The following is an 18,285-nucleotide window of genomic DNA, read 5'->3' as shown; positions in this document are numbered from 1 at the left end:
CACGGTGTCCCGGGCCGGGGGAAGCACTCCCCCGTGGCCTCGCACACCATACACAGGCCGTCCCCGGGCCTGTCCAGCCTCGCCGGGGTCAGAAAAGTGTCTCCGGTTCGCCGCGACCGGAGTCCTCGGCCGGTTCCAGCAGGTGGGGGCCGTTGTTCTTGACGCTGTTGACGTCGGTGGAGACCTCGTCCACCGAGAACCGGTCCACCGGGGAGTCGTCCAGCACGTGGGCCAGCTCCTCGGCGCCGGTGGCGGGGTCGAGCCAGACGGCCCAGTCCTCGCGCGGCACCACGACGGGCATGCGTTCGTGGATGTGGGCGAGTTCGGGGGCGGCCTCGGTGGTGATGACCGCGCAGGTCCACAGCCAGGCGTCGGGGTCGCTCGGGTCGTCGACCTCGGGGTCGCGCCAGCGCTCGAAGATCCCGGCCAGGGCGAGCGGTTCGTCTCCGGAGTAGTGGACCGAGAAGGGCTTCTTGGCGGCCTTGGCCTTGCGCCTCTTGTGCTGGGGGTCAGTGGCGGGAGAGGTGCTGGCCTCGGTGGTGCCGTCCTTGTTGAGCAGCTGCCACTCGTAGTAGGCGTCAGCGGGGAGGAGGCAGCGGCGGTTCCGGTAGGCGGTGCGGAAGGCGGGCCTGTCCGCGACCGTCTCGCTGCGCGCGTTGATCATGCGGTAGCCGACGTTGCGATCCCTGGCGCCGCCCGGCACGAGACCCCAGCGCATCGTGTGCAGGGAGCGCGGTCCCGGTCGGCCGTGGGCGCCCCCCTGGGGAGGCGGGCCGAGCACGGCGTACACCGGGCTGCCCGGCGCGATGTTGTAGTCCGGGTCGAGCTCCTCCAGCGGCGGCCAGGCGCGCGGGTCTCCCGCCGGGCCCAGCGCCTCCTCGGGGAGGGAGAAGGCCATCTGGAGTTGGTGCACGTTCCGGGACTGGGCATAGCGACCGCACATGGGCGAGATCCTATGCGATCCGGCCGCTGGCCCCCGGGGGCGGTCAGCCGGTCCCGGCATCCTCCGGCGCACGCTCCCCGGGTTCCTCGGCGGTCCGGGACCGCCAGGCGCCGAGCAGCCCGGCCAGGACCGCGACCGCGCCGACCGGGCCCAGGGTCCAGGGCGCCCAGCGGTCGAGCCCCCGCAGCAGCAGCGACCGCACCCGGGCCTGTTCGGCGTATCCGAGGACCTGTCTCTCGACCAGGGTCAGCTCGGCGTCGAGCAGCTCCACCTCGCCGGAGCCGTTCTGCGGCCGCAGGGTCTCCGACCTGCGCTCCTCCAGGTTCACCACGATGCCGGTGACCGGCTCGACCCAGAAGGTCCGTTCCGCCGTGAGCCAGCGGTTCACGCTGACCGTGCCCTCGGCGTCCGGGTCGAACAGCGCCGCCGGGACCTCCCGCGCGGAGTCGGGGACCTGGGTGGCCTCCACGGTCTGGGTGTAGCGGCGCACCGCCACCCCGGCGACCTCGTCGTCCTCCTCGAACTCGACCGAGGGGGCCGCGCGCACCTCGGCGTCGTAGAAGGAGTGGTCGCCCTCGGGGACCCCGGGCGGCCAGTGGAGGACCAGCCCGGCCTGGCGCACCGCGCGGTCGCCGTTGACGTGCTCGCCGCAGCAGTTGACCGCCCGGCCGGTCTCGCGGTCCACGATCACCCGGCGGCTCCAGTGGTCGAGCACGCGGTCCGAGGAGGACGTGTTCACTGTCATCTCCCAGGCCGACCAGTCGGCGCCGTGCGCGGAGGCCTCCACCCGGGTGTCCCGTTCGAGGTCGACGCCCTCCACACGGGTCCAGGTGGCGGTGTCCAGGAAACTGGCGTCGTCGTCGACCATGCGCAGGCCGAGGGTGGCGTCGGCCGGGTGCGGGGCGACCCGGTCGTGCACGTACAGCGGCAGCAGCAGGGCCAGGGTCAGCAGGAACGCCCCGGCCGCCACCAGGACGGTGCCCTGGGGAAGGCTCCGCCCGGGATCCGCGCCCGTCCGCGTGGAGGTCCTCACCCGCGCACCTCCTCGACGTCGTGACCGGCCTCGGGCAGGCGCGCGGTCCCGTGTTCCGGCCCTGACCCGTTCTCGGGCGGTCCGGTCCGCCGGTGCCCGCCGTCGGAGCCTTCGGCGGCGCCCCCGGCCGAGCCCTCCGGGGGCCCTTCTGGGGGATCGTGTTCGACCCCGCGCTGTCCCAGGGCGAGGACGAGTCGGGCCATCGCGGGCAGGCACAGCGCCTGCGGGACCCAGCCGCGCAGCGCCGTGCCCAGGGTCTCGGTGATGTCGTGGAAGGGCAGGTTCACCACGAGGTGGGTCCCCGAGGCCATGGCCAGTCCGGCCAGGGCCAGCGACACCGTGACCACCCACGGACCGGCCAGGTACGGCAGTGCCCGTCCGCCCAGGGACGGCCTGCCGGGTTTGGCGTGGCGCAGGCGCTTCGGGGCCCGGCGGGCCAGCCACCACAGGGACAGCAGGAGGACGCCGACCACGGCCGCACCCGCCCAGCCCGCGACCCACACCCCGTAGGCCAGGCCCACCGGCAGCACCACCCAGCGGGGCAGCCATCCCGGACCGGCCCCGGGCAGGGCGCGCGCGCCGCGCGGGGGCGCGGCCGTCAGCCGCCTCCCGCCCGGAAGCCAGCGTCGCGGCCACAGCGCCAGCACGACGAGGAGGGCGGCCAGGGCCCCGCCCACCGCCAGCACACGGTGGTACACGGCGTCGGGGGTGTAGGTGAGGGTGACGGTGCCCGCGCTCCCCTCGGGAAGCACCCAGGCCTGTTTCCAGCCCTCCAGCCGTACCGGTTCGAGCGGTCCGTCGCCGCCGTCGATCCGGGCCTCCCAACCCTCGTTGAAGTTCTCGTTGACCACCAGGAGGCTGTCCTCGTCGACGTCCACGTCGAAGCGGCGTTCGCCCGGACCCCAGGAGTGCACGGTGTCGACCTCGGCCATGCTGACCTCCGGGGCCCCTCCCGCGGCGCCGGGTCGGTCGCCGGTCTCCACGAGCGCCGAACGCACCTGGTAGCGGTTGCCCGGGTCGACCACGATCCGGTTCTCGCCCTCGGTGAGGTCCAGGTCGGTGCAGGTCTCGTACCGCAACGGGCGCCCGGTGAGCTGGTCCGCGAGCGTGCCGTCGCTGATCCTGGTCTCCACGCGCCGGTCGTTGACGCGCAGGGTCGGGCCCAGTCCGCAGGTGGTGGACGCGTCGCCTTCGGGGAGCGGGTCCACCGCGGGCACGCCGGGGAGGTCGACCGTGCCGATCTCCAGGGCCTGCCCCTCGGGGCGCTCGAAGGTCACGCGCAGGGACGAGGCGGTCAGCTCCGCGAAGTCGACCCGGCCGCTGCCGTCCAGCCACCCCTCGCGGACGGTTCCGCCGCCCTCGACGGTGACCCGGATCGGCCGCATCACGCTGTCGGCCCGGGGGAACTCGACCCTCATGTGGTCGATCGCGGTCGGCTCGCCCAGCTCGACGTCGAGCCAGGGGGCCTTCTCCTCCGGGTCGGGGTACCAGACGGTGGCCTCGTCGTCGTCGAGCGCGCCCCGGCCCATGGCGGCGGGGTGGCTGACGGCGGTGGAGGAGCCGGTCACCCGGGGGTACCCCCCGGCGCGGTTGGCGGCGTTCTCCGCCTCCCGGGGGTCGGTGAGGACCACCTCGCCGGAGATGGCGTGGGATCCGGCCGCCGCCCCCTCGGAGACCTCGAAGGTGCGGTCGAGCCTGCTGGAGTCCTCACCGCTCACCTCCAGCCGGGGGTTGCACACCCACACGTGCGAGCCCTCCATGCAGCCGGGGGCGGTGCCGGTCGACCCGGTGAAGAGGAGGGAGCCGGCGTCGGTGGGTCCGGGCACCCGCAGGGTCCGGGTGGCCTCCAGGCCGGGCAGGGAGATCATGGAGATCCCGACCCGGGTGCCGAAGCGGTACTCCGGTTCCCACGCCAGTTCGTCGATCCGTACCCGGAGTGTGGTGGTGAGCCCCGGCGGCGCGGCCAGTTCCTGGGGCTCGTCGGTGGCGGCCACGGCCACCTCGGTGCGGCCCTCGTCGGTGACGAGGGTGACACGCGAGGGCGGCGGCTCTCCGGACAGCTGCTCGAAGGCCACGCTCAGACCGCTGAGGTCGCGGGGCTCCTCGAACTCGACCTCGATCCACTGGCCGATGGCGCCCGCGAAGGCGCTGGAGCGCCAGGCGGTGCCGAGGTCGGAGTCCAGGGCGGCGTGGGGGGCGTGGCCCGGGTCGCGGTCGCTGGCCCGGGACTCCACCCCGGCCTCGGAGCTGGACGCGGTCAGCCCGGCCACGCCCAGGTCCTCGGCGTGGGAGACGTACTCCTCCCAGGCGGGGTCCATGATGTCGGGCGCGGGGACGTCGCGTTCCAGCTCCTGGTCCTCGGTCATGGTGGCCGAGACGTTGCGGCGCACGTCGGAGTAGACGACCTCGCGGCGCCGGACGGTGTCGGTGACGATCGTGTCCTCGGCGGCGACGGTGTCCGCGCCGGGGTCGTCCCCGATCAGGATCGGGCGGTCGTCGTTGACCATGCCCTGTTCGGCCAGGTGGAGGACGGACTCCGGGCCGCCGGTGACCCTGAGCGCGTCGCCGGAGGGCACGGTGCCGACCGTGGGCGCGGCGCCCTCCACCTCGTAGACGGTCAGGGACGGGTACGGCTGGTCGAACCACTGGGAGGCGGACGAGTGGTCGATCGAGCCGATCACCGGTCCGAACTCGGCGGCCTCGCTGATGCCCGGGGAGTTCCGGAGCGACTGGTGGACGCGGGCGGGCCAGCCGCCGTTGTTGCCCACCCGCTGGAGGTCGTTGCGGACGATCAGGTGGGTGACGCCCAGGCGGGCGAAGGTGTCCGCGAGCCCCTCGGAGCCGCGCCCCGAGGAGACCCGCTGGTCGATCTCGTGGTTGATCCGCGAGATGCCGGAGGAGCCCCACGGGATGATCTGGTGGTTGGTCCAGGCACCGGAGAGCAGTGGCTGCATGGGTTCGTCGAGGGGGCGGCCCCACTCGTACTCGCCGCGCGCCGACCCGGGCAGCGCCATGGTCATGCCGCGGTCGTCCCCCTGGTCCTCCAGCCACTCCACGGCCTCGTACCAGTGGTCCGGGATCTCCTCGAACCCGCCCTTGGGGGCGATGCCGACGGTCGCGATGGGGGCGAGCGTGACCAGGAAGACGGCGGCGCTGGCCCCGGCCACGGTACGGCGGACCCGGGCGACGGCGCCGGGGTCGCGGCCGCCGCCACGACGGTCCGCCCAGTCGCGGGCGACCACGACCGGCAGGTGGGCGAGGCCCAGGACGATCGGGAGGCGGATGAGCGCGTCGAACTTGTGGACGTTGCGGAAGGGCGCGAGGGCGCCGTCGAAGAGCTCGCGCATGAGCGGCGCGAAGGGGCCGGTGAGGGCGCCGGTGTGGCCCGCGACGACGATCGCGGTGCCCACCAGCAGGCAGCTGATGAGGAAGAGGCGTTCGGGGGTGCGCCGGTTGATCAGCCCGGCCAGGCCCAGCCCGGCGACCAGCGCGGTGACCGCGACCAGCCAGGGGGTCAGGGAGAGCTCCGCGCCGGAGGGCAGGGCGGTGTTGCCCATGTCGGGCAGGAAGCCCATCCAGTTGGAGGTGCCGCGCAGGGAGTTGAACAGGGACGTGATCCCCGTGGTGACGGCGGCGTCCTCCGTGTAGGGCATGAACGAGTACACGTACCGCGACATGATGAGCAGCGGGACGATGTACCAGAACGACGCCAGGACGAGCGCGCCCGACCACCACAGGATGAGCCGCCACTTGCGCGGACCGCCCGCCCTGGTCAGCAGGTAGAGGCCGGGGACGACCAGGACGGCCAGCTCGGAGGCGGCGTTGGTGCCGCCGCACATGAGGAAGGCCAGCCCGGAGAGCAGCGCCATGCGCGCGGGCGGATACCCGTGCCGGGCGCCCAGGACGAGCGGCAGCAGGATCCACGGCATGAGCAGCATGGGCTGGAGCTCGGCCGAGTTGTACGAGAGCAGGGTGAGCACGCGCGGGGCGAGCGCGTAGGCCACACCGGCGATGATGCGGGTGTTGACGGTGCCCAGGCCCAGGGCCTCCGCGACCTTGTACACCCCCGTGAACGCGGCGATGAGGAGCACGGCCATCCACAGGCGCTGGATGAGCCACTCGGGCATCCCGAGCACCTCGAACAGCAGGTGGAAGGGGCCGTTGGGGAAGAAGTACCCGTAGGCCTGGTTCTGGAGCTGGCCGAAGTACGAGGCGTCCCACAGGTGCAGGGCGCGCTCCATGAACCCCAGGGGGTTGACCGTCAGGTCGATCTTGGTGTCGCTGACGATCCTGCCGGGGTCGATGCTGGCTGCCAGTGCTCCCAGGAGCAGACACACCGCGAGGACCTTGAGCCGCGCCAGCAGCCTCTCGTCCACTCCGCCGGGGGCGGTCGGTGTTCTGGAATCCTCCGGTTCGCGCCTGGCGGTGGATTCCGCCGAAGTCACATCTTCGCTTTCTTGCCTGCTGTGGGGTCGGGGGTGCCGGGGGCGGTGCGGGCGGGGGCGTCCAGACCGAGTTCGGCGGCGACCAGGCGGGTCATACGGGCGCCGCTGGCCTCCCAGGTGAACCGGGACGCCCAGGCGCGGCAGGCCCGCCGGACCTCCTCGGAGCGCCGGGGGTCGGACAGTTCCGCGAGGGCACGGGAGACGACGTCCTCAAGGGTCTGGCCCTCGCGGACGAGCCATCCGGTCTCGCCGTCGCGGACCGAATCGCGAAGTCCGTCCACATCGTAGGCCACGGTGGGCACGCCGAGCCGTGCGGCCTCGATGACGGTGAGGCCCCACCCCTCGAACTCGGAGGCGGTCACGTGCAGGTGGCAGGAGGAGAGCACGGTGTCCTTGTCCTCCTCGGAGAGGAAGCCGTGCAGGTCCACGCGTTCCTGGAGGCCGTCCCGCGCCACCTGTGTCGCGAGGTGTTCGCCCTCGGGGCCGCGGCCGATGATGTGGACGCGCAGGCCGGGGTGGGCGCCGTCGAGCGCGCGCACGAGGTCGACGACGCGGGAGACCCGTTTCTGCACCACGAGGCGGCCGAGGCTGACCAGCGCGGGGGCGCCGTCGGCGGGCGCGGGCGCGGGGACCGTGCCGGTCGGGGCGGCGGGGAGGCCGCCGTTGTGGACGATCTCGATGGGCGCCCGCCAGCCGAGTTTGTCGCGCATGGCGGCGCGCGAGGACTCGGAGACGGTGACGGTGGTGCAGTTCCGGTAGACGCGGGAGGCCACGGCCGACTCCAGGAAGCGCCCCAGCCAGGCCAGCGGTGCCGGGAAGTAGGCGTTGAACTGGAGGTCGTGGACGTGGTGCACGACGCTGACCACCCTGGTGCGGCGGCGCAGGACCAGCCGGGAGAAGAAGGGGATGCCGTTCATGCAGTCGAAGGCGAGGTGGTACTCGCGTCTCCACAAGGCGAGCCAGGCCATGACGCGCGGGTAGACGGTGAACCGGCCTCCCATGCGGCGGATGACGATGCCGTCCTTGGTCTCGACCCGGGCCTGGTGGGGCTCGCGGCTGGTCAGGAAGGTGACGATGGCGCCGCGTTCGGCCAGGTGGCGGCTGATCCGCCAGGCGTACTCCTCGGCGCCGCCCGCGGTGGACTGCCAGGGGTCGCGCCAGTTGATCATGACGATCCGGACGCCGTCGAGGCGGGGGCCGGGGCCGGTCCCGGGGTCGGCGGGTTCGACCGGTGCGGAGACCGTGGCGGTTTCGGGGGCGACGGCCGGGGAGGGAACGGTGGCCTGGGCGGGGGTGACCGTGGGGCGGCCGGGCTCCACCCGGGCTGGGACCTTCTGGAAGACCACACGCTCTCCTTCCGCGCGGTGCCCGGCGCGGACCCTGGGCGCGCACGCGGAGAACACGCGTGAGCACGCTGAGCGAGCGCTCGGGGGAAGCGTCGAGCGCACGCCGAACGGGCCCGTCGACCGGACGTCATTGGGGATGGGCGGTCACGAGGGGTGCGACCGTGAGGGGGCGGGGCGGGCGCCCCGCTGGCGGCGGGGCGCCCGCCTACCTCGGCAAGAACGGCCGCCTAGCGGTCGCCGTAGTTGTAGAGGGTTTCGTTCACCGGTTCCGCGGTCGCGGTGGACTCGGTGGCGAGGTTGGTGGCCACCACGGTGGCACCCCCCGCCAGAGCCGCGCCGATCACGCAGGCGGCGATTACCTTGATCACTTGGGGATCTCCTTCCGCGCGCCCCGCTCCGTTCTTGGTTGGGGACGCTGGAACCCGAGACTAGAACCTGATCTAGCCATAGACCAGATGATTGCCCCAACTGTAACTAACCCGCTGGTAACTTCCAACCCCGACAAAGGGTCTTTGTCTGCCCTGATGTGCTGGTCATCCACTTTCAGAAGGGTCAGATCGGCACCCTCGACCACCGGGGAAAGGGACTCCGCCCCAGACCAGAACCGGTTATCGACCGGTGCTGACACGACCACGAAGCGGACCCCGAGACCACCCAGGAGCTCCGCCAGGGCGTCGGGGTCGGACAGCCACCGCTCCCCCGGCAGGCCGGTCGCGGGATCGGGGTCGAGCAGCCGCGCGGCCTCCCGGGCACGGGCGTCCTCGCCGGTCACCACGACCCGACCGCCGTCGGCCGTGCCCACGCTGAGGTCGTCGTTCCAGATCGTGCGCCGGTCGAAGAGCTTCGTCGCCGGGTCGAGCACGACCACGGGTTCGCCGGACCACTCCGGTCCCCGGTAGGCGCTCCAGGGCAGGACCAGCACCGCACCCGGCCGGTCGTCGGCGGCCACCGCCTCCCGGGCCGCCAGCCACTCCCGCGGGTACTCGACCGACGTCAGCCGTCCTCCCGCGCCCCACAGCAGTCCCGGCAACACCACCACGGGCGCCAGTACCACCAGCACCGCACCCACCACCCGCCACAGCGGGATCTCGGAACCCCCCGAGGGTTCCCCCGTCCCGGAGGCTCCCGCGCGATCCGCGCGCCCTCCTCCGCCGTCGGGCAGGGCCCGCAGCAGCCACAGCACCACGGCGCCCGCCCCCAGCGCCTGCACGAGCGAGAGCGGCGCCAGGTACAGCTGGCCGTCACGGAGCGGACCGAACCCGGCCCACAGGTCGATCAGCGCGGCCAGGAACTCCCGCCCCGGAGCGGAGATCCCGAGGAGCGCGACTCCGAAACCCACCGCCGCCGACACCGACAGTCCGACGCCCACCGCCGGACGGGCCCGCCGCAGCCACCAGACCCAGCCCGCCAGTGACACCGCGCACACCAGCGCCCGGGCCGTGGCGGTCACCGGTTCCCCGTAGCCGGGCGGCACCGCCCCCGAGTTCCACACCCCGCCCAGCAGGAGCAGCGACCCCAGCGCGCCGAAGGGGGTGTCCGAGCGCGCCGCGAAGGCCTCCACCCCGGCCGGGTCCGTGACGGCGCCGCTGGTCAGGGACGGCAGCAGCCACGGCAGCGACACCAGGACCGGCGCCAGCGCGAACAGGGCCGCGTTCCGCCAGCGGCGGGGCCCGGCCAGCACCTGCGGTCCGGCGGTGAGCGCGCTCAGCACCACCGAGGAGAACCCGCCGATCGCCGCCGGGACCAGCGCGCGGACCACCCCGGCCAGCCCCGCGCCCGGACGGTCCGACGCCAGCCGCGTCACCGCCCACAGCACCCACGGCAGGCCCGCGTAGCCCAACAGCATCGCCCACTGCCCCAGCAGCAGGCGCTCCGCCACGAAGGGGTTCCACACGTAGAGGACCCCGGCGGCGGCCCCGGCCGCCAGCACGCGGCCGTCACCCGGCGACGCTCCGGGCACCAGGCGGACCAGGAGCCGGAAGGCGCCCGCGCCGCCCACCGTGAACACCGCCAGCAGGGCGAGCGCCTGCACCGTGTCCCCGGGGAGCACGAGGGACAGGGCCGCCACCACCGCGTCGCTCGGGATCGCCCTCGGGAAGCCGTCCGCGCCCGCCAGCACCGTGGGCAGCGAGAGCCCGGGGACGAAGAGCATGTCGTACCGCAGCACGTACCCCGGGCCGAGGGCGGGGCCCAGCGCGAGCACCCCGGCGAGCAGGCCCACCAGCCAGGGCAGGAGCCCCACCGTCACCCGCGCGGCGGTCCGCATCAGCGTTCCGAGAGGACGACGCTGTCGGAGTAGCCGCCCTCCACGTAGTCCCGGTGGGCACGGATCGCGATCTCGTAGGGACCGGACACCGACGCCGCCCAGCGCGGCTGCTCACCGACGGAGCCCAGGGTGCGCCAACCGTCACCGGTACCGGGACCCCGCCCGTCCGGGGGCGCGCAGGACTCGCGCGGCTCGGGGGCCGCCGGGACGGACGGTTCGGGGTCGGGGTCGGGTTCGGGTTCGACACGAGGCGGTTCCGGACGCTGTGTCGGGGTCGGCCCCGGCTCCCCGACCCCCGGCTCGGTGCCTCCGGGGACCTCCTGGTCGTCGGTGGACGGGTTCCCCGGACGGGGCCCGACCAGGTCGCGCGGGGTGGTGGACACATGGCGGCCACGGGAGAGGGACCGCTGGTCCGGGACGCACTCCAGCTGCCGGAGCCACACCTCGTAGTGCCCGGCCTCCGCCACGTCCTCCCACGTCACCAGGGTGCCGCCGTCGTGCACCCGGACCCAGGACGGCGCGGGCGGGGGCTCGTCGTCCCACACCAGTTGGAGGGGTTCGGACTCGGTGCCCTCGTCGCGCCCCTTGAACGGGCGCACGACGAACTCGTAGCGGGCACCGCTGAAGAGCGACCCGACCACCACGAACCGGTCGTCCTCGTCGCTCTCGACGTCGGCGGGGATCACCCCGGCGTCGTCGGGGTCCGGTTCCACCCGGCGCTGCACCACGCGGTAGTCGGTGGCCCCCGGCACGTTCTTCCAACTCAGCAGCAGGCCGTCGTCGGTCTCCTCGTACTCCGGCTCCGGCGCGGTCAGCGGACCGGCGGAGAGCTCGGGCAGGGGTCGCGGGAACCCCTCCCCCACCCCCAGCGGCGCGGCCAGCGCGTCCGCGAACGCGGCGGCGATCTTGAGCTCCCCGCGCACGTTGGGGTGGGTGGCGTCCCAGTTGTCGAAGGCGGGCGCGTACTCACGGGCGACCTGCGCGACGACCACGGGCGAGGTGGCGGAGGTGAGCTGACCGGCGAGGTCGACCAGCCCCATGTTGAAGCGGGCGATCTCGTCGTTGACCCGGCGGTCGTCGTCGGTGCCGTCCACCTCGGGGAGCTCGCCCACCACGAAGCGGGCGTCGTCCAGCACGACCCGCACCGTGGAGACGGTCTCGGCCACGCCGTCGAGCGCTTGGTCCGCCCCGCCCCCGGCGAGGATGTCCTCGGTCCCGGCGAGCATCAGCAGGTACTGGGGGTCGTGCTCGACGGCGACCTGCGCGATGTCGGAGGACAGCTCCTGCGCGGTGGCGCCCCAGCGCGCCGCGTGGTCGGTGTCGAAGTCGGGCTCGGCGTAGCTGAGGTCCCCGGGTTCCTCGGAGTCGAGGGAGTACATGTCGTCGCTGGGCCCGACGAAGTCGAACTCCACGTCCTGCCGGGACAGGTGGGACCACAGGTGGTAGCGCCAGGTGTGGTCACCGCTGCTGCCCTGGGTCGCGGCGTCGCCCACCATCATGATGCGCAGTTCGCCGTCGGGCGGGCCGGGCACCGGGACGGGGGCGCCGTCGCCGGTGTCCTGGCCCCCGTCGAGCCCGCCGGACCCGGTCTGGAGGAGCAGCATGGTGACCGCCATGGCCGAGAGCATGACGCCGAGCAGGCCGAGCGGGCCCGGTTCGAACCGGGAGCCGGGGCGGCGCCACACCACGAGGTCGCGCCAGTCGCGGTCACGCCAGTGGTCGGCGGTCAGCCAGTACGGGGCGCGCGGCGACCACCGGTTCCGGCCCGTCTCGGCCGGGACGTGGTGGTCGGCGCCGGGTTCCCGCTCGTCGGGGTCGCGCTGCTCGGGGGTGGCGTCCTCGCCCGGGTCCTGCACCGTGCCCCATCTCTCGCCGCCGCGATAGCTACAGGTTCCTGTTCAGCACCGGAGCAACAATCCCGCTAGTCAGGCAACCAGGGGGCAGTCGCTCGCCAGACAAGACTAGAACTGGTTATATGGATGCCGTCAACCTTCTGGCCCAGCCGGGTCCAGCGGCACCGAGCCGAAAGGCCCCCCACCGTGATCGGACTCCTGGTCGCGCTGCTCTCCGCGCTGGTCTACACGATCGGCCTGACCGTGGAACAGCGCGCGCTGCACGGCTCCGAGTCGATCTCGATCAACCGGCCCCTCCACCTGGCCAGGGTACTGCTGGGTAACCCGAGGTGGGTGTTCGGCTGCGCCTTCGCCGCCCTGGGCAGCGTGGGCCTGATCGTCTCCCTGGGCCTGGCCCCCGTGTCCGTGGCTCAGCCCGCCTTCGCCGCCGGTGTGGCCACCACCCTGCTGATCGTCACGCTGGTGCGGGGCGAGCGGATCACCCGGGGCGAGTACGTGGCGCTCGGGGTCATGCCGGTCGCCCTCGGGCTGCTCAGCCTGTCCACCGTGGACGGCGCCGAGACCGGGACCACCGCGAACACCCCGCTGCTGGTGGCCGTCAGCGTGGTCACCGTCGTGGCGTGCGTGGCCGTGATGGGGTTCGTGGGCGGCCGGGGCAGGTACGTGTCGGCGGCCGCCATGGGCGCGGCGGCCGGGCTCGCGCAGGGCAGCGCCGGACTCCAGGGCAAGGGGCTGGGCGGCCTGCTGGCCGACAACGGGTTCCTGTCCGCGATCGTGCCCGCCCTGCTCTCGCCCTTCCCCTACCTGTACGCGTTGGGCTGGGCGGTGGGGATCGTGCTCTTCCAGACCTCGCTCCAGCGCTCCCGGGCCTCCATCACGGCACCGGTGTCGAACGTGGTCGGCAACGTCTTCGTGGTGGTGGTCGGCACGCTGCTCTTCGGTGAGCAGCTGCCCGAGGACCCGCTCACGCTGGCGCTGAGGGTCGGCGGGTTCGCGCTGACCCTGGTCGTGGTGGTCCTGGTGCGCGGCAACGTGGCCCAGGCGGAGGCCGACACCAGCAGGCTGCGCGGGGAGCCGACCCCCACCGGAACGGAAGGGCCCGGACGGAGCTGACCCCGCCCGGACCACCGGCGTTCCCTAGGCGGCGACGGAGACGGCCTGGCGCAGACCCGGGGCGGCCACGTCGGCCCAGGCGCGCACGACGCTCTCGGGGCTGTGGGTCTCGTCCGAGGCCAGGATGAGGCCCGGCTCGGCCACCCAGGCGCCCAGGTCGGCCAGGAGGATGCGCAGGTCCTCCTCGATGCCGTGGCTGTTGCGCAGGTCGTCGACGACGGCCAGCGGCACCGCGACGGTGTGGCCCAGGCCGAGTTCGGGCAGCCGGTCCAGGAAGACCTTGAGCAGCCCCGTGTAGGTGCCGTGGACCTGGGGGGAGGCCACCAGGAGCACGTCGCTCCGGCTCACCCGCTCCAGGGCCTCGGTCACCGAGTCGGCGGACTCGGCCAGCAGGTCCTGGCCGATCGCGGCCAGGTCGATGATCTCGGGCGTCGAGGTGACCCCGGCGCGGGTGGCGACCTCGGCGGCGGCGCGCAGCGCGGCGGTGTGCACGGAGGAGTGGGTCTGGGGGGCGGCGACGAGCACAGTGAAGCGAGTCATGGCGGAGAACTCCTGGGTTCGGTCAGAGCGAGCCGGGATCGACCGGAAGGAACGCGGGGGGCGGTGATCGGAAGACACCGGAGGGGAACCGCTGTTCCTCGTGGACCTCGACCGAGCGGGACCTCGTCGTCCGGGACTCGTGTGCGGTGGTCCAGTCGGGGGTGCTCACACGGACCGGGAGAGATGGTCCGGGACCCAGGTGGGAGTCATGAGCGTCCGGTGTCTGCGTAAGGCACGGGGGCACGGTCAGAACCGTGGCGGGGCGGGGCCCCGCAAGGCGCTAGCTACGACAGAGCGCGCTCGCCTGCTGTCTCAAGTCGACATGCAGGCGCTGGACAAGCAGCTCACCGGCGGACATGTCTCCATCATGAGGCGCGTCGGCCGCTATCGTCAATGCGTGCCGCCACCCCTCCTTCGGGGGTGTCGGGCTCCGCGTGGGCCGGTCCACCTCGCGGACAACCGTCCCAGGGAGCGGGATCACCCTGCTCCGCTGGGGATACGCGACGGCCCGGAGGGTGCGCACGACCCCCGGCGAACCGCCCGTTCACGGAAATGTAATTTACGACACACGACGCCCGACTCCCCGCCCCACGGCGGTACCCCCCAGACACAGGGAAGGCCCAGACATGGCCCAGACACCCCTCACCCTCACCGGCGCGCGCGCCATCACGGCCGACGGCACCCACGAAGGCTGGATCCGGATCGAGAACGGCCGGGTCACCGAGCTCGGCACGGGCGACCCCGGCCCCGGAGAACGGCACGACGTCGGCGGACGACTGGTCGCGCCGGGGCTGGTCGACACCCACATCCACGGCGGGGCGGGGCACGCGTTCCCCGAGGCCGACCCGGAGGGCGTGCGGGAGATCGTCGCCTTCAACCGCAGGTCCGGGGTGACCTCCCTGGTCGGCGGGCTGGTCGCGGCCACCCCCGAGAACACGCTGCGCCAGGTCTCCGCGCTGGCGGAACTGTGCGACGCGGGGGAACTGGCCGGGATCTACCTGGAGGGCCCCTTCATCGCGCGCTCCAAGTGCGGGGCGCACGACCCCGAGCTGCTGCGCGACCCCGACACCAAGGAGTTCGACGCCTGGATCGACGCGGGCCGCGGCCACGTCCGCATGGTCACGGTGGCGCCCGAGCTGCCCGGCGCGCTGGACCTCATCCGCGCCGCGCGCTCCGTCGGCGTGGTGGCGGCGGTGGGCCACACCGAGGCCAGCTTCGAGCAGACCCTCGCCGCGATCGACGCGGGGGCGACCGTGGCCACGCACGTCTACAACGCGATGCGCCCCCTGAACCACCGCGACCCGGGTCCCATCGCCGCGGTCCTGGGCGACGAGCGGGTGACGGTCGAGCTGATCCTGGACAACGTGCACGTCCACCCGGGCGCGGCCCGGCTGGTGTTCGACGCGGCGGGACCGGAGCGCGTCTCGCTGGTGACCGACGCGATGTCCGCGACCGGCTTGGGCGACGGCGAGTACACCCTGGGCGACCTCCGGGTCCGGGTCCAGGACGGCGAGGCCAGGCTGGTGGAGAACGGCGCGATCGCCTCCAGCACGATCGTCCTCCCCCAGGCGGTCCGGAACACGGTGGCCCTGGGGGTGCCCGAGGCGGACGCGATCCGGTCGGCCTCCTCCGTGCCCGCCACCGCCCTGGGCCTGGCCGACACGGGCCGGATCGAGGTCGGGGGCCACGCCGACCTCCTCGTCCTCGACGACGACCTCACGGTCTCCTCGGTGATGTACCGTGGCGGCTGGATTTCGGACACTTCGGTGTTCTAACGGCGTGTCGTGAGCACGGTACGGATTAGTAACTTGACCCTGAGCGACAATTACGGACAGGGCGTCGAGGAAAGCACCGTGCCTGACACGAAAGGAACCACCATGGCTCAGTCGAGACAGGCCAACGACCAGCAGCCGACCCGCGTGCCCTCCGAGGAACGCGAACACCTCGGCAAGCTCGCCGGCGAGCTGACCCGCTACGAGGTCCAGGCGGAGGTGGTGGACGAACCCGACCTCTGCCTGCGGGTGCGCAACCCCGCCTCGGTCTACGCGGTCGAGGACGTGATCTGCGAGCGCCGCGAGCACGACTTCGCGTTCATCGCCTCGTTCGGGGTCCACCTGGGCAACAGCGGCAGCGTGTCGCTGACCGCCCACAAGGTGGCGTGGCTCGTCGGGGCCACCAAGGAGTAGGCGACGACCGACGGGGGCGATGCCGACGGGTACCGCCCCCGTCAGGCGTTTCCCGAGGGCTTGGTACCTTCGCCAGAGGTGCCCCCGGACGCAAAGGACCTCCCGTGACCGCCTTCCGCTACGGGCTCGACCCCGTCGACGAGACCTTCTTCGAGACCGCGCCCATGCGCTGGCGGGTGGGTCTGGAGCTCGCGGCCTCCCCCGACGAGGTCTGGGCGGGCCTCACCTCGTCCCGGCCGCTGTCCTGGTGCCGGGCCCTGCCCGAGGTGCTCCACACCTCCGAGGCGCCCTACGGCGTGGGCACCACCCGGGAGGCCAGCGTCCTCGGCACGTACCGGATCCGGGAGGAGTTCTTCCGCTGGGACGAGGCCGAGCGGCGCAAGTCGTTCCACGCCACCGAGGCCACCCTCCCCCTGTTCAGCGCCTTCGCGGAGGACTACCACGTGCTCCCCTTCGACGTCGGCAGCAAGCTCGTGTGGTCGTTCGCCTTCGCCCCATGGAAGGGCCTGGACAGCGCGGTCCAACTGGGGAGGCCCCTCACCGAGACCCTGCTCGCCTCCCTGGTGAGGGACACCCGAAACCACTTCGGTTCACTGACCGAAGTCCGCTGACCCGCGCGGTCAGCGGTTCCTGATCCTCGCCAACAGCTTGAAGGCGAGCCAGACCACGACGACCATGGCCGCCAGACCCACCGCTCCGCCCACCACCGCGCCCAGCAGGGTCGCCACCCGGTCGGCGGCGTCTCCCTCCCACAGGGTCCTCCCGAGGCTGAACAGCGAGACCACCAGCACCGCCAGGAAGAACCCGGTCACCGCCACGCCCGGCAGGCCCCAGAAGAAGCGCCTCCCCGAGGGTTCGGGGCGCTCCTCCAGCACCGCCTCCGGCCCGACCACGGCCGCCCGCGCCCGCTTGAAGTAGGCGTGGGTCAGGTAGTGCCCGCACGGCTCCCAGCCCTCCGGGGCCAGCCGCCGCGCCATCCGCTCCCGCTCCCCGCGCCCGAGCGCCGACTCCTGTCGGTACTCCCAGGCCTGCGGGGGCTCCTCCCGGTGGCTCACGAACCGGCCCTGCCGGTCCAGCCGGACGATCTCCCAGCCCTGGGCACCCAGCTCGTTCATCCGGCCCTGGGCCGCGAAGGAGTCCGCGCCCCACACCAGGGCCTCGGGCCCGGCCTCGACGTCCTCTCCCCCGAGGTCGTCCGCGAACTCCGCGACCGGACCGAACTCCTCCTCCGGGTCCACACCGCTCTCGGCGACGAAGGCCGCGAGGTCGTCGACCGTCTCCCGGACCCGCTCCTCAGCCACGCCGCGGGCCCGCAGCAGGGTCGTCAGCTCTTCCAGGTAGCTCATCCGATGCCGCCCTTCCCCAGTACCTCACGCACCGACGCGTCGAACTCCAGCCAGGCGGCGCCCTGTTCGGCCAGGACCGCGCGGCCCTGGTCGGTCAGTTGGTAGTAGCGCCGTCCCGGCCCCTTCTCCGCCGCGCGGAACTCCGCGACGACGAGGCCCGCCTCCTCCAGCCGGTTCAGCACCGGATACAGGGTCCCGCCCTTGATCCGGCCGAACCCGGCCTCGTCCAACCGGGCCGCCAGGGCGTAGCCGTAGCTCTCGCCCTCCGTGAGACCGGCCAGGACCAGTAGGTCCAGGACACCCTTCAACCAGCTCGATCGACGATCCATCCGTTCTCCTTCAGACCACGGGGGCGGGGTGCCCGGACCGCTCGGGCCTCGGGGTGAGCAGCAGCGCGCGCAGGTCGACCAGGACGTGCACGAGGATCGGCGCGATCAGGTTGCCGGTGCTCAGGTACAGGTAGGTGAGGGCGAGGCCCAACAGGCCGACGAACACCATGTCCCTCACACCCTGGTACAGGTGCGCGAGGGTGAAGACCACCAGGGCCAGGCCCGCCGCCGCGTACAGGGGCAGTCCCAGGGAGACGCCGACCGCGATGAGCAGTCCCCGGAAGATGATCTCCTCGCACACCCCGGCCGTGACCGAGGTACCGACGGCGCACCAGCGTTCACGGGCGGTGCGCGGCAGCATGGGGTCCAGTGTCGGGGAGACCGGCATCGCCTTCCCACGGGCGAGCAGGGTGACCAGCACCGCCGCGATCGCGAAGCCGACCAGCATCCCGGCGACGGTCCCCCAGTCCACGTCCCCGTGCAGGCCCAGGTGGGCCCATGCGACTCCGGGTGAGAGCAGGACGGCCAGGGCCGTGAGCCCCGTCAGCCCCCAGAAGACCGCCATCCCGGTGCCGAAGAACCGCAGGTACAGGCCCGGATCACTGTCCCGGTCCCGCTTGAGCACCTCGAACACGCGCTTGCCCCACAGCGGCTCGACCACGAGCAGGTAGGCGAAGACCAGCCCCGCGATGACGAGTGCCGCGGGTGAGAAGACCGGGACGTCAAGCTCGATCGGCATGGGTGCCACCTCCATCGGTTGATCTACCTAGACGGTAAAGCAACCTAGTTAGGATCGCAACCTATGTAGCCATGCGGTGCCCACCGACACGTCCCGGGCATGACGAAGCGCCCCGCGGGGAGGGGCCAGAGGCCCCCGGACCACGG

At 73.0% G+C, this 18,285-nt stretch carries 15 protein-coding genes; 4 read left to right on the top strand and 11 right to left on the bottom strand.

Annotation, left to right across the window (positions count from 1 at the left end):
• Positions 1 to 88 precede the first annotated feature (88 nt).
• The 7 genes from AC0VYL_RS05315 to AC0VYL_RS05285 all read right to left on the bottom strand — a co-directional run bounded on the left by AC0VYL_RS05315 (position 89) and on the right by AC0VYL_RS05285 (position 11,889).
• Positions 89 to 943, bottom strand: a complete 855-nt coding sequence (locus AC0VYL_RS05315) for an SOS response-associated peptidase (protein WP_475459822.1) — start codon at positions 941 to 943, stop codon at positions 89 to 91.
• A 43-nt stretch (positions 944 to 986) separates the two neighbouring features.
• Positions 987 to 1,976, bottom strand: a complete 990-nt coding sequence (gene pgfA, locus AC0VYL_RS05310) for a cell envelope lipid trafficking protein PgfA (RefSeq protein WP_475482482.1) — start codon at positions 1,974 to 1,976, stop codon at positions 987 to 989.
• Positions 1,973 to 6,421, bottom strand: coding sequence for an alpha-(1->3)-arabinofuranosyltransferase (locus AC0VYL_RS05305; RefSeq protein ID WP_475482481.1), 4,449 nt, complete (start codon positions 6,419 to 6,421; stop codon positions 1,973 to 1,975). Before AC0VYL_RS05305 ends, pgfA begins: the two co-directional genes overlap by 4 nt.
• Positions 6,418 to 7,767, bottom strand: coding sequence for a glycosyltransferase family 4 protein (locus AC0VYL_RS05300; RefSeq protein ID WP_475482480.1), 1,350 nt, complete (start codon positions 7,765 to 7,767; stop codon positions 6,418 to 6,420). The genes AC0VYL_RS05305 and AC0VYL_RS05300 overlap by 4 nt, the downstream gene beginning before the upstream one ends.
• A 227-nt stretch (positions 7,768 to 7,994) precedes the next feature.
• The gene (locus AC0VYL_RS05295) at positions 7,995 to 8,135 is read right to left on the bottom strand and encodes a hypothetical protein (RefSeq protein WP_017542507.1); all 141 of its coding nucleotides are present in this window, start codon (positions 8,133 to 8,135) and stop codon (positions 7,995 to 7,997) included.
• Complete coding sequence (locus AC0VYL_RS05290) at positions 8,132 to 10,033, bottom strand: MmpA family trehalose lipid delivery protein (RefSeq protein WP_475482479.1); 1,902 nt, start codon at positions 10,031 to 10,033, stop codon at positions 8,132 to 8,134. Before AC0VYL_RS05290 ends, AC0VYL_RS05295 begins: the two co-directional genes overlap by 4 nt.
• The gene (locus AC0VYL_RS05285; RefSeq protein WP_475482478.1) at positions 10,033 to 11,889 is read right to left on the bottom strand and encodes an SGNH/GDSL hydrolase family protein; all 1,857 of its coding nucleotides are present in this window, start codon (positions 11,887 to 11,889) and stop codon (positions 10,033 to 10,035) included. Before AC0VYL_RS05285 ends, AC0VYL_RS05290 begins: the two co-directional genes overlap by 1 nt.
• A 183-nt stretch (positions 11,890 to 12,072) precedes the next feature.
• Here AC0VYL_RS05285 and AC0VYL_RS05280 point away from each other — a divergent pair, with 183 nt between their 5' ends.
• Positions 12,073 to 12,999, top strand: a complete 927-nt coding sequence (locus AC0VYL_RS05280) for a hypothetical protein (protein WP_475482477.1) — start codon at positions 12,073 to 12,075, stop codon at positions 12,997 to 12,999.
• A 24-nt stretch (positions 13,000 to 13,023) separates the two neighbouring features.
• On the opposite strand, the gene AC0VYL_RS05275 is transcribed toward AC0VYL_RS05280, so the two are convergent.
• Entirely contained in the window at positions 13,024 to 13,539 is a 516-nt protein-coding gene (locus AC0VYL_RS05275; RefSeq protein ID WP_475459807.1) for an NADPH-dependent FMN reductase, read from the bottom strand.
• Positions 13,540 to 14,165: 626 nt separating this feature from the next.
• On the opposite strand from AC0VYL_RS05275, the gene nagA reads away from it, so the two are divergent.
• The 3 genes from nagA to AC0VYL_RS05260 all read left to right on the top strand — a co-directional run bounded on the left by nagA (position 14,166) and on the right by AC0VYL_RS05260 (position 16,336).
• Positions 14,166 to 15,314 (top strand): N-acetylglucosamine-6-phosphate deacetylase, encoded by a 1,149-nt coding sequence (nagA, locus tag AC0VYL_RS05270; protein ID WP_475482476.1) that lies wholly within the window; start codon positions 14,166 to 14,168, stop codon positions 15,312 to 15,314.
• A 102-nt stretch (positions 15,315 to 15,416) separates the two neighbouring features.
• Positions 15,417 to 15,725 (top strand): hypothetical protein, encoded by a 309-nt coding sequence (locus tag AC0VYL_RS05265; protein ID WP_475459802.1) that lies wholly within the window; start codon positions 15,417 to 15,419, stop codon positions 15,723 to 15,725.
• Between the two features lie 104 nt (positions 15,726 to 15,829).
• Complete coding sequence (locus tag AC0VYL_RS05260) at positions 15,830 to 16,336, top strand: SRPBCC family protein (protein ID WP_475459799.1); 507 nt, start codon at positions 15,830 to 15,832, stop codon at positions 16,334 to 16,336.
• 9 nt (positions 16,337 to 16,345) lie between these two features.
• Here AC0VYL_RS05260 and AC0VYL_RS05255 read toward each other — a convergent pair whose 3' ends face one another.
• The 3 genes from AC0VYL_RS05255 to AC0VYL_RS05245 are packed head-to-tail and all read right to left on the bottom strand — an operon-like array spanning position 16,346 to position 18,139.
• Positions 16,346 to 17,071, bottom strand: coding sequence for a DUF2812 domain-containing protein (locus AC0VYL_RS05255; RefSeq protein ID WP_475459796.1), 726 nt, complete (start codon positions 17,069 to 17,071; stop codon positions 16,346 to 16,348).
• Positions 17,068 to 17,400, bottom strand: coding sequence for a PadR family transcriptional regulator (locus AC0VYL_RS05250; RefSeq protein ID WP_475459794.1), 333 nt, complete (start codon positions 17,398 to 17,400; stop codon positions 17,068 to 17,070). The genes AC0VYL_RS05255 and AC0VYL_RS05250 overlap by 4 nt, the downstream gene beginning before the upstream one ends.
• 10 nt (positions 17,401 to 17,410) lie before the next feature.
• Entirely contained in the window at positions 17,411 to 18,139 is a 729-nt protein-coding gene (locus tag AC0VYL_RS05245; RefSeq protein ID WP_475482475.1) for a CPBP family intramembrane glutamic endopeptidase, read from the bottom strand.
• Positions 18,140 to 18,285: the final 146 nt, after the last annotated feature.

It is taken from the genome of Nocardiopsis sp. iso_238 (genome assembly GCF_056173325.1).
This window is presented reverse-complemented; position numbering and strand designations above follow the sequence as displayed.

Excerpts from the sequence above, each read along its gene's own strand:
- AC0VYL_RS05265 (WP_475459802.1), top strand. The coding sequence starts at position 15,417 with ATGGCTCAGTCGAGACAGGCCAACGACCAGCAGCCGACCCGCGTGCCC.
- AC0VYL_RS05245 (WP_475482475.1), bottom strand. The coding sequence starts at position 18,139 with ATGCCGATCGAGCTTGACGTCCCGGTCTTCTCACCCGCGGCACTCGTC.
- AC0VYL_RS05315 (WP_475459822.1), bottom strand. The coding sequence starts at position 943 with ATGTGCGGTCGCTATGCCCAGTCCCGGAACGTGCACCAACTCCAGATG.
- AC0VYL_RS05255 (WP_475459796.1), bottom strand. The coding sequence starts at position 17,071 with ATGAGCTACCTGGAAGAGCTGACGACCCTGCTGCGGGCCCGCGGCGTG.
- AC0VYL_RS05250 (WP_475459794.1), bottom strand. The coding sequence starts at position 17,400 with ATGGATCGTCGATCGAGCTGGTTGAAGGGTGTCCTGGACCTACTGGTC.
- AC0VYL_RS05290 (WP_475482479.1), bottom strand. The coding sequence starts at position 10,033 with ATGCGGACCGCCGCGCGGGTGACGGTGGGGCTCCTGCCCTGGCTGGTG.
- AC0VYL_RS05275 (WP_475459807.1), bottom strand. The coding sequence starts at position 13,539 with ATGACTCGCTTCACTGTGCTCGTCGCCGCCCCCCAGACCCACTCCTCC.
- nagA (WP_475482476.1), top strand. The coding sequence starts at position 14,166 with ATGGCCCAGACACCCCTCACCCTCACCGGCGCGCGCGCCATCACGGCC.